General features: G+C 66.8%; 13 protein-coding genes and 1 pseudogene. 5 read left to right on the forward strand and 9 right to left on the reverse strand.

The window, feature by feature from the left end:
• Positions 1 to 117 precede the first annotated feature (117 nt).
• The 4 genes from sigM to trxA all read left to right on the forward strand — a co-directional run bounded on the left by sigM (position 118) and on the right by trxA (position 3,533).
• On the forward strand, positions 118 to 936 hold the full coding sequence (gene sigM, locus NQO67_RS10050; protein WP_255949460.1) for an RNA polymerase sigma factor SigM: 819 nt from the start codon (positions 118 to 120) through the stop codon (positions 934 to 936).
• A 758-nt stretch (positions 937 to 1,694) separates the two neighbouring features.
• Complete coding sequence (locus NQO67_RS10055) at positions 1,695 to 1,994, forward strand: RsmA family anti-sigma factor (protein ID WP_508493624.1); 300 nt, start codon at positions 1,695 to 1,697, stop codon at positions 1,992 to 1,994.
• A gap of 187 nt (positions 1,995 to 2,181) precedes the next feature.
• The gene (gene trxB / locus NQO67_RS10060; RefSeq protein WP_255949462.1) at positions 2,182 to 3,168 is read left to right on the forward strand and encodes a thioredoxin-disulfide reductase; all 987 of its coding nucleotides are present in this window, start codon (positions 2,182 to 2,184) and stop codon (positions 3,166 to 3,168) included.
• A gap of 32 nt (positions 3,169 to 3,200) precedes the next feature.
• Positions 3,201 to 3,533, forward strand: coding sequence for a thioredoxin (gene trxA, locus NQO67_RS10065; protein WP_255949463.1), 333 nt, complete (start codon positions 3,201 to 3,203; stop codon positions 3,531 to 3,533).
• A gap of 85 nt (positions 3,534 to 3,618) precedes the next feature.
• Here trxA and NQO67_RS10070 read toward each other — a convergent pair whose 3' ends face one another.
• The 9 genes from NQO67_RS10070 to rpmH form a co-directional block, all read right to left on the reverse strand.
• A complete protein-coding gene (locus NQO67_RS10070; protein ID WP_255949464.1) occupies positions 3,619 to 4,236 on the reverse strand; it encodes a GNAT family N-acetyltransferase in 618 nt (205 codons plus the stop codon).
• Positions 4,237 to 4,486: 250 nt separating this feature from the next.
• Positions 4,487 to 5,599 (reverse strand): ParB/RepB/Spo0J family partition protein, encoded by a 1,113-nt coding sequence (locus tag NQO67_RS10075; protein WP_255949465.1) that lies wholly within the window; start codon positions 5,597 to 5,599, stop codon positions 4,487 to 4,489.
• Positions 5,596 to 6,696 carry a ParA family protein gene (locus NQO67_RS10080; RefSeq protein ID WP_305125667.1) on the reverse strand — a complete coding sequence of 367 codons (1,101 nt, stop codon included), beginning with the start codon at positions 6,694 to 6,696 and terminating at the stop codon, positions 5,596 to 5,598. Before NQO67_RS10080 ends, NQO67_RS10075 begins: the two co-directional genes overlap by 4 nt.
• Before the next feature lie 482 nt (positions 6,697 to 7,178).
• Complete coding sequence (gene rsmG / locus NQO67_RS10085) at positions 7,179 to 7,895, reverse strand: 16S rRNA (guanine(527)-N(7))-methyltransferase RsmG (protein WP_255949466.1); 717 nt, start codon at positions 7,893 to 7,895, stop codon at positions 7,179 to 7,181.
• Positions 7,896 to 8,000: 105 nt separating this feature from the next.
• Positions 8,001 to 8,513 (reverse strand): Jag family protein, encoded by a 513-nt coding sequence (locus tag NQO67_RS10090; RefSeq protein ID WP_255949467.1) that lies wholly within the window; start codon positions 8,511 to 8,513, stop codon positions 8,001 to 8,003.
• Between the two features lie 14 nt (positions 8,514 to 8,527).
• Entirely contained in the window at positions 8,528 to 9,874 is a 1,347-nt protein-coding gene (yidC, locus tag NQO67_RS10095; protein ID WP_255949468.1) for a membrane protein insertase YidC, read from the reverse strand.
• A gap of 3 nt (positions 9,875 to 9,877) precedes the next feature.
• Positions 9,878 to 10,237 carry a membrane protein insertion efficiency factor YidD gene (yidD, locus tag NQO67_RS10100; RefSeq protein WP_255949469.1) on the reverse strand — a complete coding sequence of 120 codons (360 nt, stop codon included), beginning with the start codon at positions 10,235 to 10,237 and terminating at the stop codon, positions 9,878 to 9,880.
• Positions 10,234 to 10,605 carry a ribonuclease P protein component gene (gene rnpA / locus NQO67_RS10105; protein ID WP_255949470.1) on the reverse strand — a complete coding sequence of 124 codons (372 nt, stop codon included), beginning with the start codon at positions 10,603 to 10,605 and terminating at the stop codon, positions 10,234 to 10,236. Before rnpA ends, yidD begins: the two co-directional genes overlap by 4 nt.
• A gap of 29 nt (positions 10,606 to 10,634) precedes the next feature.
• A complete protein-coding gene (gene rpmH / locus NQO67_RS10110) occupies positions 10,635 to 10,772 on the reverse strand; it encodes a 50S ribosomal protein L34 (RefSeq protein WP_003956500.1) in 138 nt (45 codons plus the stop codon).
• Between the two features lie 1,502 nt (positions 10,773 to 12,274).
• Between rpmH and dnaA the strand changes: the two are divergent.
• A pseudogene (gene dnaA, locus NQO67_RS44860) lies at positions 12,275 to 13,378 on the forward strand (chromosomal replication initiator protein DnaA); the annotation flags it as partial.
• Positions 13,379 to 14,092: the final 714 nt, after the last annotated feature.

Genomic DNA, 14,092 nt, shown 5'->3' on the forward strand with positions numbered 1-14,092 from the left:
AAGAAATGGTCCAGGAGTCAACGGCTTCTGGGCCTTTTCCTTTGCAGCACAGCCCTGCCGTTTACAGCCACCTGGGCCGCCTATATTCTGAGCGCCCTGGACGGCATAGGGGGCACGGTGCGAGCGGAGGAGACCTCGGGGGACACCGACAAGGCTCTCCTGGCCCGCCATGTCGCGGGGGACCCGGATGCCTTCGGCGAGCTGGTACGCCGCCATCGTGACCGGCTCTGGGCGGTCGCACTGCGCACTCTGGGGGACCGCGAGGAAGCCGCGGACGCCGTACAGGACGCTCTTGTCTCGGCCTATCGCGCAGCCCACACCTTCCGCGGCCAGTCAGCCGTGACCACCTGGCTGCATCGGATCACGGTCAACGCCTGTCTGGACCGTGCCCGCAAGGTCGCCTCACGTAAGACCTCGCCTGTCGATGACACCGAGCGCCTCGAGCACCTGCTGGAGCCGCACGAGGAGGCCTCGGCACCGGCGGAGCGCAAAGATCTGCACCGGCAGCTGATGGCGGCCATGCGGACCCTGCCACCTGAGCAGCGCGCGGCTCTCGTCCTGGTTGATATGCAGGGTTATCCGGTGGCCGAGGCCGCCGGGATTCTCGATGTCGCCACGGGCACGGTGAAGAGTCGATGTGCACGCGGGAGAGCCAGGTTGCTACCCCTCCTGAGCCATCTACGCCCGACCGCGGACAGCGGGGATGACATCCCTCCACAGCGGGGCGCCAGCGGAAGCAGCGAGGAAGGGCCGGGCGCCGGTCGCGATGAGCGAACGGTCGGCGCAGGCGCTCCCGACGGCAAGCAGCCCTCAGGTTGGCGGCGCACCAGAGGAAGGAACCGGACGCAGGGGACAGCCGTCCCACCCGCAGAAGGACCTCAGGGCAAGAACGTCAGTGATTCAGCGGCTGTGAAAGGCGGAGGTGGGCGAGCATGACATCCACGACCGACGCGGCCGAGCATCCTGACGTCGACGAGCTCTCCGCTCTGACAGAGGGCCTTCTGGCCCGCTCCCGTGCAACGGAGCTACGAGAGCATCTGAGCGACTGCGCGGACTGCGCGGAGACCTATTCCTCTCTGGAGGAGATTCGCGCTCTGCTGGGCACGTACAAGCTCGCCTCGCCCATGCCGACGGACGTCGCCCAGCGCATCGACGCTGCCCTGGCTGCCGAAGCTCTCCTGGCAGCCACGACGCCCTCGTCTTCTGCGGGGGCGAGCCCGGACGCATCCTCGGGCTCGGGGGATGCGGCCAAGGAGCACCATGATTCTCCGACGGCGGTTCCCGGGGTTGCTGGGGGCAAGAGCGCCAGGCGCGGATCGAGCCGGGGGCATGTTTCACGTGAAACATCGACTGCCAACGCACGCGAAGCCACAGGCAGCCGGCCGTCAGGTCACCCTCGTGCGACCCGCGGGCCAGGCCGAGCGCCCCGGAGCCGCACCCGGAGCGGACGTCGGACTGCCGCCTTCGGTGCCGTCTTCACTGCGGTCCTCATCGGGATCGGCGCTGTGCTACTTCAGACGATGACCGGTGGCTCCGGGGAAACGACCGGGTCTCACGACGGCCACTCGGACGCTCGTCACACGTTCTCGTCGCGGACGCTCCAGGGTGAGGTCAACACGCTGCTCAAAGAGCACCCCGCGCCGGTCGCCACACAGACGGAACGTGGATCCGCGACCCCCACTCCGTCCCTGGAAATGGGCTCCCCGGACACTCCGAACCCCAGTCGGAGCACCACCAAAAAGGCGAGTCCGCTGGGGCGGCCCGAGAGTGGCGTGGACGTTCCCGACTGTATCCGCAGCGGCATCGGCCGCAGCGAGCCCCCGATCGCGGCCGAGCGAGGCGTCTACAAGGGCAAGGATGCCTATCTCGTGGTGATGCCGCATACCACGGACAGGCACAAGGTCTCGGCGTACGTCGTGGATGCGGCCTGCACGGAAAAGCAGCTGGCTCCAGCAGGCACGGTTCTCCTGACCCGCTCCTACGCACGCCACTGATCGCTTCCGGGGAGATCTCCAGAGCGAGCGCCCCGTCGTCCTTTTCCGCTCATGACACACGCGTCTGTCGTGGCCTCGGGGCGGTCGGGAATGCAAGCCCCGTAGGATCCGTTGCGTGGTGTGTGAGTCCCCAAACGGCTCCCGCCAGGAGAACGCAGCCCAGTCCCCAGAGACGAGGAATGAAGCCGTGAGCGACGTCCGTAACGTGATCATCATCGGATCCGGGCCCGCCGGCTATACAGCGGCGCTGTACACCGCGCGCGCGTCGCTGAAGCCGCTGGTGTTCGAGGGCTCCGTCACCGCCGGTGGCGCGCTGATGAACACCACGGAGGTGGAGAACTTCCCCGGGTTCCGGGACGGAATCATGGGCCCGGAGCTCATGGACGGCATGCGTGCGCAGGCCGAGCGCTTCGGCGCCGAACTGGTCCCGGATGACGCCGTCTCCGTCGATCTCAGCGGCGAGATCAAGACCGTCACCGACACCGCCGGCACCGTCCATGAGGCAAAGACGGTCATCGTCACCACGGGTTCGCAGCACCGCAAGCTCGGGCTGCCCAATGAGGATGCCCTGTCCGGACGCGGTGTCTCCTGGTGTGCCACTTGTGACGGCTTCTTCTTCAAGGGCCAGGACATTGCGGTGATCGGTGGTGGCGACACCGCCATGGAGGAGGCAACCTTCCTCTCGAGGTTCGCGAAGTCCGTCACCATCGTGCACAGGCGGGACGCTCTGCGCGCTTCCAAGGCGATGCAGGACCGAGCCTTCGGTGATCCGAAGATCAAGTTCATCTGGGACAGCGAGGTCGCCGAGATCAACGGAGACCAGAAGCTTTCCGGGCTGACGCTGCGCAATCTAAAGACGGGCGAGACCTCCCCTCTGGCGGTTACGGGTCTGTTCATCGCGATCGGCCATGATCCCCGTACAGAGCTCTTCAAGGGCCAGCTCGACCTGGACGAGGAGGGCTACCTGAAGGTGCAGGCCCCGTCCACACGCACCAACGTTGCTGGTGTCTTTGCCGCCGGTGACGTCGTCGACCACACCTACCGCCAGGCGATTACGGCGGCCGGCACCGGATGTTCTGCGGCTCTCGACGCGGAGCGCTTCCTGGCTTCCGCCCATGATGCGGAGGCGGCAGGGGTCGGTACCGAAGCGGCAGCGGCCAACGCCACCGCCTGATCTCTCATCCACACTGAACTAAGGAGCCCGTAGTGGCCGGCACCCTGAAGCACGTGACCGACGACTCATTCGAGCAGGACGTACTCAAGAGCGACAAGCCCGTACTGGTCGACTTCTGGGCGGCGTGGTGCGGTCCGTGCCGCCAGATCGCCCCGTCCCTGGAGGCGATCGCGGCGGAGTACGGCGACAAGATCGAGGTCGTCAAGCTCAACATCGACGAGAACCCCGGCATCGCTGCCAAGTACGGAGTGATGTCCATCCCCACGCTGAACGTGTACCAGGACGGTGAGGTCGCCAAGACCATCGTCGGGGCCAAGCCTAAGGCCGCCATCGTCCGCGATCTGGAGGACTTCATCGGGGAGTGACGCCAGGGGCGTTGTTTCACGTGAAACATCGACGGGCCAACCCACACGGGTTGGCCCGTTCTCGTATGACACCGCCAGGACCGTCTTAGAGCGGACGCAGCACAGGATCCTTCTGCACCGCGCCCAGCAGTCGGTCGATCGCCATCTCGACGTCTTCCTTCCAGGACAGCGTCGTGCGTAGTTCCAGCCTCAGCCGCGGAAAGGCCGGGTGCGGTCGGACCGTCTTGAAGCCGACAGCCAGAAGATGGTCGGCCGGCAGAAGGCAGGCAGGCTCCTTCCAGCGCGCGTCCCCAAACGCCTCAATGGCCTTGAAGCCCCGCCGCAGCAGGTCCTTGGCCACCGTCTGCACGATCACGCGACCCAGCCCTTGTCCTTGGTACCCAGGCATGATCCAGGCGGTCATCAACTGGACGGCATCCGCGGCCACCGGACTGGTGGGGAAGGCAATGGAGCGTGGGACGTACGCAGGCGGAGCGTAGAGAACGAAGCCCACGGGGACATCGTCGATATAGACGACCCGGCCGCAGGATCCCCATTCCAAGAGCACGGCGGAGATCCATGCTTCCTTCTCCAGTTCGGGGGTGCCTGCCTTGAGTGCGGCTTCCCCACTCACCGGGTCAAGCTCCCAGAACACACAACCGCGGCAGCGCTTGGGGAGATCAGGAAGGTTGTCCAGCGTAAGCGGTACGAGCCGACGCCCCATGAAGGCAGTTCCTCACTTCCTCTGCCACCCGCCGCGCTACGGGCGGCTGGTCAGAGCGCTCCGTCCCTGAGCGGCTGCCGACGCATCCACCGATTGCTTCCAGCCCGAGGGCCGGAAGTCTTCAGTACTCGCATCGTATCCACGATGCGATTGCACCGATACCGTAAGAAAGCAAAGAGCGGGCCGTGTTCCGGTACACACCGGACATGGCCCGCTCTCCTATGGTCACGGAGTGCCCATGAGTTGAGGATCAGGCTGACATGTCGTCGTCCTCCGCCTCCTGCAATCCGCTCTGAAGGACTGGGCCTTCCTCGGGTGCCAGGGAGCCGAGAATGCGCTGGAGGTCCTCCATCGAGGCGAACTCCACGACGATCTTGCCCTTCTTCTGCCCCAGGTCCACCTTCACTCGGGTCTCGAAACGGTCCGAGAGCCGGGTGGCGAGATCGCTCAGCGCAGGGGACACCCGAGTGCCAGCCCGTGGGCCTTTGGCTTTCGGTGCGCTCTGCGGACGCGAGCCCATCAGCGTGACGATCTCCTCGACCGCCCGTACGGAGAGCCCCTCCGCCACGATCCGATGGGCAAGCCGGTCCTGCTCCTCCGAGTCCTCCACGGAGAGCAAGGCCCGTGCATGACCCGCCGACAGCACACCCGCGGCGACACGCCGTTGCACGGCCGGGGAAAGCTTCAGCAGCCGCAGTGTGTTGGACACCTGGGGGCGGGAGCGGCCGATGCGGTCGGCGAGTTGGTCGTGGGTGCAGTTGAAGTCCTTGAGCAGCTGATCGTAGGCCGCGGCCTCTTCTAGCGGATTCAGCTGGGCACGGTGAAGGTTCTCCAGCAGGGCGTCCAGGAGAAGCTTCTCGTCATCCGTGGCACGGACGATTGCGGGGATTCGGTCAAGCTCGGCCTCACGGCAAGCTCGCCAACGACGCTCGCCCATGATGAGCTCGTAACGCGTCGCCCCCACCTGTCGCACCACAACAGGCTGGAGGAGCCCGACCTCTTTGATGGAGGTGACGAGTTCGGCCAACGCATCCTCGTCGAACACTTCACGCGGCTGGCGCGGGTTCGGCGTGATGCTGTCGAGCGGCAGCTCTGCGAAGTACGCCTCGGCGGACGAGACCTCCGGCTCTTCCACCACCGGGCTGGCATCGAGGACCTCTTCCGCCTCCGGGGAGACGGTGCCTCTGGGCAGCGTGGCCACCTTGGCCGCCGCCACGCCACGCTCCGCGCTGAGGACGGGAACGCTCGTAGGCGACGCCGATCCCCCACTGCCCACCGCCGGGGGAGCAGACTTCTCGGCTGCCGGAGCCGCGGGGATCAGAGCCCCGAGACCGCGGCCAAGCCCTCTCCGTCGCTCACTCACTGGATCCCCTCCGCCATACTTTGCTGTTCGTTCTGAGAGCCCATGACCTGAGAGCCCATGGGGCCATGCTGAGCGTGCTGGGTGTCGTACCGGATACCGACACCCCGGAGCGCGATCTCTCGCGCCGCTTCCAGGTACGAAAGCGCACCGCTTGAGCCAGGATCGTAGGTCAGTACGGTCTGCCCATAGCTCGGGGCTTCAGAGATACGCACCGAGCGCGGAATGCTCGTCCTCAGTACCTCTTCGCCGAAGTGGTTCCGCACTTCCTCTGCTACCTGCGACGCAAGCCGGGTCCGGCCGTCGTACATGGTGAGCAGGATCGTGGACACATGCAGGGACGGGTTGAGGTGTCCACGCACCAGGTCGACGTTACGGAGAAGCTGTCCCAGGCCTTCCAACGCGTAGTACTCGCACTGGATGGGGATCAGGACCTCCGCCCCGGCCACCAAGGCGTTGACCGTCAACAAGCCCAGAGAAGGCGGGCAGTCGATGAGGATGTAGTCAAGCGGCTGCTCGTACGCCTGGATGGCACGCTGGAGCCGGCTCTCTCGGGCCACGAGGGAGACCAGCTCGATCTCTGCCCCCGCAAGATCGATCGTGGCCGGTGCACAGAAGAGTCCCTCGACATCGGGGACGGGCTGCACCACTTCCGACAGCGGCTTACTCTCCACCAACACGTCGTAGATGGAGGGGACTTCGGCGTGGTGGTCGATGCCCAAAGCCGTAGAGGCATTGCCCTGCGGGTCAAGGTCGATGACCAGGACCCGACCACCATGGACGGCCAGCGATGCAGCCAGATTGACCGTGGTCGTGGTCTTACCCACGCCGCCCTTCTGGTTGGCGACCACCATGACTCGGGTCTGCTCCGGTCGCGGCAAGCCCTCGCCGGCACGACCCAGGGCTTCCATCGCCAGCTGGGCAGCACGACCGATAGGAGTGTCGTCCAGCGGGGCCGGTGTTTCACGTGAAACATCCTCCCCCGCCGTCTCGGTGCGGGGACCGGGGACCGGGTCGGTCATCGGTCCCGCGATGTTGGCGTCGGACCGCAAGGATTCACTCTCCTCGACTTCAGGCTCGCGATAAACAGAGCCTCCCATGCCTGTGGGGTCGTGAACCAGCGGAGCCTGTGCTTCTGTGGAGAAATCCACGTTTGTGGAAAACTCCGTGCCCGGTGTGGGTGACCCCCGATCCTGCCAAGACCGGTGGTCACGCGGTTCAGCCGCAGCGCGACCCCGCTTGATGATGCCATGCAGAAGTGAGCGACGTTTCACGTGAAACACGATGCCGAGACGTCAACGCCACATCAGGGCGACACTCCGAGATGAGTGGTTTAGGCAGCTTGTGTGGAGTACGCCTGTCATCTGGACGGATGACAACGGATGCCGCGCCGGTATGAAGAGACGCTCACGGGGGATACTCGCACTCTTCTGGATCCGGGACCTCTGGGGACAGCCCCAGCCATACCCGTGAACAACGGATCTTGTCCTTCGGCCATGGGTCACGGGCCACGGGTCACGGGTCTTGCCCCTCGGCCATCAGACCATGGACCACGGCCGAGGGACCGCACATCTCGACTCACTCACCTACGTCGGCGTGTTCGCCCGACCCTGGCCGCCTTGGCGCGCTTCGCCGCGAACCGCACACCGCCCGGGCTCTCTCCGACCTCGACCCGCACCACGGTGGCCGGCGGGTCCACCAGGCCCTCACCGACACGCAACACCGACGTCTCGACGGCACCCAGCTTGTTCAGGGCCGCCCCAGCGCTCCTGACCTCCTGCTCCGCGGTGTCGCCCTTGAGCGCCAGCATCTCCCCGTAGGGCCTCAGCAGAGGGACACCCCAGCCTGCCAGCCGGTCGAGCGGTGCCACCGCTCGTGCGGTGACCACATGCACGGGAGGCAGGGAACCGAGGACTTCCTCGGCGCGGCCACGGACCACGTTCACATGGTCAAGCCCCAGCAGCTCGACGACCTCGCCGAGAAAGTTGGTGCGCCGCAGCAGAGGCTCCAGCAGGGTGATCTTCAGGTCGGGGCGGACCAGGGCCAGCGGGATACCGGGCAGTCCCGCACCGGATCCCACATCGCAGACCGTGACACCCTCCGGGACGACCTCCGAGAGCACGGCGCAGTTCAGCAGGTGCCGCTCCCACAGCCGGGGCACCTCGCGAGGGCCGATGAGGCCTCGACGCACGCCCGTATCAGCCAGCAGCTCGCCGTACCGGACCACGTCCGGGAATCGCTCGCCGAAGACCGTCCGGGCCACCTCAGGCGCCGGCGGAAGCTCCGCTGCCTCCGTCACGGGGACCGTCCCTTCCGTACCGCACTGTGCGGCGGTGCGCTTGATTAACAGGCTGACAAAGACAGGCCCCGCCTGCGAACAGACGGGGCCGGGGAAAAGTGCTGGTCAGGCGGGAAGTACGACGACGAAGCGCTGCGGCTCCTCGCCTTCGGACTCACTGCGCAGTCCGGCGGCCTTGACCGCGTCGTGCACCACCTTGCGCTCGAAGGGCGTCATCGGGTCGAGCTTCACCGGCTCGCCCGAGCTCTTGACCTTGCTGGCCGCCTTGGCGCCGAGCCGAGAGAGCTCCTCACGCTTCTTGGCGCGGTGTCCGGCGATGTCCAGCATGAGCCGGCTGCGGTCACCGGTCTCCCGGTGCACGGCAAGGCGGGTGAGCTCCTGGAGAGCCTCCAGCACCTCTCCTTCCCTGCCGACCAGCTTCTGCAGGTCTCGGCTACTGGTGTCACTGATGATCGACACGGACGCCCGGTCCGCCTCGACGTCCATGTCGATGTCACCGTCGAGGTCCGCGATGTCGAGCAGACCCTCCAGGTAGTCGGCAGCGATCTCACCCTCCTGCTCCAGGCGGGTCATGCTGTCGTCGGCCTCAGCAGCGGCGGTGGTGGTGCCTTCCGTCACGGATGACTCCTTCTTCACTTCTTGGACGGGTGCTTGGGCCGCTGGCCCTTGCGCTGTCCGGACTTGGCTTGGCGTGCATTACCGGACGACGCGCGGCTCCGAGCCGGCTGGGCCGGGGTCTTGGCATCCTTCGACGCATCCTGCTTGCCGCCCGACGGCGTCTCCTTGCTGAGCGACGGCTTGTCGCCCTCCGTACCGTCCTCAGGCTTGGCGCCGCCCCCCGGCTTCCCGGTTCCCTGGCTCTGCTGGGAGCCACCGGACTGCCGCTGGGCCTTGGACTGACGCTTGGGCTGCTGGCGCCGCGGGGCGGCACCGGCGCCCCCCGTGCCGGTGTCACCGGTGGTCTCCGCCTCGTCCGTGTCCTGCACGCTCGCGCTGGGCACCACGTTGCCGCTGAGCTGAGCGGCGAGGCCCGCCTTGGTCAGGCCGTTGATGAACTTGCGCTCGTACTCGTTACGGTCGCGGCCCTTGGCGACGATGGCCTTGACGATGGCGCGCTCACGGCGGTTACGGGTCTTGCCGTGGGTCGTGACGTGCTTGGCCAGTCGCTCCAGGTAGGAGGCCTGGGCCTTGGAACCCGGGGTCGGGTTGTTGCGGATCACATACATCTGCTGACCCATGGTCCACACGTTGGTGGTCAGCCAGTAGACGAGGACACCGACCGGGAAGTTGATACCGAAGACGGCGAACATCACCGGGAAGACGTACATCAGCATCTTCTGCTGCTGCATGAACGGCGTCTTCACCGTCATGTCCACGTTCTTCGTCATCAGCTGGCGCTGCGTGTAGAACTGCGAGAAGGACATCAGCACGATCATGACCGCGGTCACGATGCGTACGTCGGTGAGCGTGGCTCCCAGAGCCGCGACCTTGTCCGGGCTGTCCATGAACTTCGCAGCCAGCGGGGCACCGAAGATGTGCGCCTTCTGGGCGCTCTCCAGCAGCGGCTGGTCGATGACGCCGATGGTCTTGCCCGACGCGATGCCACTGAGCACGTGGTACAGGGCGAAGAAGAACGGTGACTGCGCCAGGATCGGAAGACACGAGGAGAGCGGGTTGGTGCCCGTCTCCTTGTAGAGCTTCATCATCTCTTCGGACTGGCGCTGCTTGTCGCTCTTGTAGCGCTCCTGGATCTTCTTCATCTCAGGCTGGAGCGTCTGCATGGCGCGCGTCGCCTTGATCTGCTTCACGAAGAGCGGGATCAGGCAGATACGGATCAAGACCACCAGGGACACGATGGACAGGCCCCAGGCCAGGCCCGTGTCGTCGCCGAAGATCGCGCCGAACAACGTGTGGAACTGGACGATCACCCAGGAGACGGGTGTCGTGATGAAGCTGAACAGACTGGCAATCGTGTCCACTAATCAGGCTCCTTGAGCATGGGTCGGGGTCTCGGCGACCGGGCCCTGGGACTCAGTGGAGAGGTCCCTGGAAGGCTCGCCGGCGGCGGGAGGCCCGCCCTTGCGCGCACGCCAGGCGTCACGCAGCATTTCGTGCCACCGGGGCCGCTTGCGTGGCGGGACGTGATCCACGCCACCGAGCGACCACGGATTGCACCGCAGAATGCGCCAGGCTGTGAGCGCCGTGCCCTTGATCGCGCCGTGCCGGTCGATGGCCTCGTAGCCGTAGTGGGAGCACGACGGGTAGTACTTGCAGACCGGACCCAGTAGCGGGCTTATGGTCCACTGATACAGCTTGATCAGGGCAAGCAGTGGGTATTTCATCGCGCACCCCCTCTCAGCAGTCGCTGAAGAGCGGCGTCAAGGTCTTCGGCCAGCTGTGCGTGATCGGCATCACCCGATCCAGGCAGCGCTCGTACGACTACCAGGCTACCGGGCGGAAAAAGTGTCAATCGGTCTCGCATGAGATGACGCAGCCTGCGCTTGACCTTGTTCCGTACAACCGCAGACCCGATCGCCTTGCTCACGACGAAACCCGCACGCGTCGGGGAAACGACTTCCCCGGGCGCGTGCGGGTCCGTGACACCGCTGCAGAGGTGTACGACGAGGAGTGGGCGTCCGGCCCGGCGTCCCCGGCGTACCGCGGTCGCGAAGTCCTCGCGCCGCCTCAGCCGATGCTCGGTAGGCAGCACGACGTCATCGGCCTCAAGGTCGTAACGGCTCAGGCCGACAGGCGGGCGCGACCCTTGCTGCGGCGGGACGCGAGAATCGCGCGGCCGGCACGGGTGCGCATACGCAGCCGGAAGCCGTGGGTCTTCGCGCGACGACGGTTGTTCGGCTGGAAGGTGCGCTTGCTCACTCGGGGGCTCCAGAAATGATGTCGGTGGATGGCGGGTTTCGCCTGGCTGTCACCGTGCGCCCACGAGGTGCTCGCTTACGCCCGAGTGCACCGCTTCTCGGTCACTCAGCGTGACCCTTGCCTTCGAAGGCAGGCGGCAGCAGCCATAGACAAACCCGACCTCGACACGGTACGCGGGCCCGCAGCATTCGGTCAAACCAGCGAGCCGAGTCGGGACGCCGCCCGAGCTTGAGGGAGACTGAGAGACACTATGCACAGGCTGTGGACAACGACTTGAACCACACCGGCGCCCTGACTACCGTGGCTGGACTGTCGATTCGTCCGTTCTGATCACCGCATCGTTCGTTCTGCTGCCCGTCAAGATCCCTCCGGTTCGAGTCGTTCCGAACCCTTCAAGATTTTCTTCCGACCCGTCCCAGGAACCACACCTTCGTGGGACCAGCGAGAGAGCGTGCCCTGTGGCTGATGTACCTGCTGATCTTGCCGCAGTGTGGCCACGAGTGCTGGAGCAGTTGCTCGGAGACGGACAGGGCCATCGGGAACAGAGCGTCGAGGCGAAGGACGAGCACTGGATCAGGCGCTGCCAGCCGCTGGCTCTGGTGGCGGACACGGCGCTGCTCGCCGTGCCGAACGAGTTCGCAAAGGGCGTCCTGGAGGGCAGGCTCGCCCCGGTCGTCAGCGAAACCCTGAGCCGGGAGTGCGGGCGGCCCATCCGCATCGCCATCACCGTGGACGACTCCGCGGCCAACGAGCCGGCGAGCGCGCCGTTGCCCGCCCCACAGCCACCGGGCCTGCCGCACCAGCGATACGACCAGACCTTCCTTCCCCCTGCCCGCACCGGCCCGCACCACGACGACCAGACCCAGACCGGTGTGGATCAGCTCCCCCCTGCCCACCCGGACCAGCTCCCCACGGCCCGTCCCGCGTATCCGGACTACGAGCACGACCGTCCCACGCCCGGTTCCTGGCCGCGGTCCGGCGACGACTACGGCTGGCAGCAGCCGCGCCTCGGCTTCCCGGAGCGTGATCCGTACGCGACACCGCAGCCGTCCCCCGAGCACCCCGGCTACGAGTCCGGCCGACCCGGGTACGACAACGAACGCCCCGGGTACGACAGCGAGCGTCCCGGCTACGACGGGGAGCGACCTGGCTACGACGGCGAACGGTCCGGCTACGACACCGAACGTTCCCGGTACGACGGGGAGCGCCCCGGCTTCGACGCGGACCACCGACCGTACGAACAGCAGCGAGCCGACTACGAACCGCCGCGTCCGGACTACGAGCAACGCTCGGAGTACGGACGCCGCCCCGAGCACACCGAGCCACCGTCCTCCGGACGGCACAGCCGCCCGGGCGGCGCGGTCGGTCCCGGCGGTCCCGGCGGGTCGAGCGGACCTGGTGGTCCCGGTCCCGGTGGCATGCCGGGTTCCGGCGGAGCGCCGGGCGGCGGCAGCGGAGTACGCGGCATGCCCGGCGGTCCCGGCGGCCACGGGGGTCCGCCGCTTCCCGCGCCCAGCGGCGCACCCGGCCCGCTCGCCGCGCAACCCGCGCCCGCGACGGGTCCCGGCGAGCCGACCGCGCGACTGAACCCCAAGTACCTCTTCGACACCTTCGTCATCGGGGCGTCCAACCGGTTCGCGCACGCCGCCGCGGTGGCCGTCGCCGAGGCGCCCGCCAAGGCGTACAACCCGTTGTTCATCTACGGCGAGTCCGGCCTCGGCAAGACGCACCTGCTGCACGCCATCGGGCACTACGCGCGCAGCCTGTACCCGGGCACCCGGGTGCGGTACGTCAGCTCGGAGGAGTTCACCAACGAGTTCATCAACTCGATCCGGGACGGCAAGGGCGACAGCTTCCGCAAGCGGTACCGGGAGATGGACATCCTGCTGGTCGACGACATCCAGTTCCTCGCGGACAAGGAGTCGACCCAGGAGGAGTTCTTCCACACCTTCAACACGCTGCACAACGCCAACAAGCAGATCGTGCTCTCCTCGGACCGGCCGCCGAAGCAGCTGGTGACCCTGGAGGACCGGCTGCGCAACCGCTTCGAGTGGGGCCTGATCACCGACGTCCAGCCGCCCGAGCTGGAGACCCGGATCGCGATCCTGCGCAAGAAGGCGGTGCAGGAGCAGCTGAACGCGCCGCCCGAGGTCCTGGAATTCATCGCGTCCCGCATCTCGCGCAACATCCGCGAGTTGGAGGGCGCGCTGATCCGCGTCACCGCGTTCGCCTCGCTCAACCGGCAGCCCGTGGACCTCGGTCTCACCGAGATCGTCCTGAAGGACCTCATCCCGGGCGGGGAGGACGCTTCTCCGGACATCACGGCGCACGACATCATGGCGGCCACGGCGGACTACTTCGGCCTCACGGTGGAGGACCTGTGCGGGTCCTCACGCAGCCGGGTGCTGGTGACGGCGCGCCAGATCGCCATGTACCTCTGCCGTGAGCTCACCGATCTGTCACTGCCCAAGATCGGCGCGCAGTTCGGCGGCCGCGACCACACGACGGTCATGCACGCGGACCGCAAGATCCGCGCGCTGATGGCGGAGCGGCGCTCCATCTACAACCAGGTCACGGAGCTGACCAACCGCATCAAGAACGGCTGACACCCGGGGGCCGTAGCTCTCCGGCCTCCTCCGGCTTCGTTCCGCCTCTGTTTTCTTGCTTCACGGTGCCCCGTGCCGCGGTGCCCCGTGCCGCCGTGCAGCTCTGGCCCCGCGCCCCCGTGGCCCCGCGCCCGTGCCTCCCCGGCCGTCCCCTCCGCCTGCCACGCCCCCGTCCGGCGCCCCCTGACCGGGCGCCACCACACCGCGGGCGCCGCCCACGCCCCTCCCCGGCGCCCGTCCTCGGGTCCTCAGCCGTCCCCAAGTCCCCGGCGCGTGCGGCAGGGCTGTTCGATTTATCTACAGGTCACGGGTGTTCTCCACAGATTCGGCGACTTTCTTCCGTCCACATCCTGGGGACTGCGAAGTTATCCAGACGGTGTCCACAGATGCGCCTGTTGAAGATCTGTCGCAGCAGGTCAGCAGGCTGTGGATTGGTGGACGACGGATCTCCACAGACTGTGGACGACGAGGTTGTCCCCACCCCTCTGCCGAGGGTTGTCCACCGGCGGCCCACAGGTGGAAGGCGGTTGTCCCCAGCTTCTCCCGCCTTCTCCACAGGGTTGTCCACTGTTCGGCAACAGAATGTGCGCCGTCACCGTGTCGAGTGAAAGGCGTCACATGGGGATGCCGGCATGGCCTGTGGGCAACGGGGGAAAACTTGGGGACACAGCTGGGGAGAAGTGGCCCCTGGCTGTGCATGGGGTGTGCACAACT

Source organism: Streptomyces odontomachi (assembly GCF_024435355.1).
Lineage (GTDB): Bacteria > Actinomycetota > Actinomycetes > Streptomycetales > Streptomycetaceae > Streptomyces > Streptomyces odontomachi.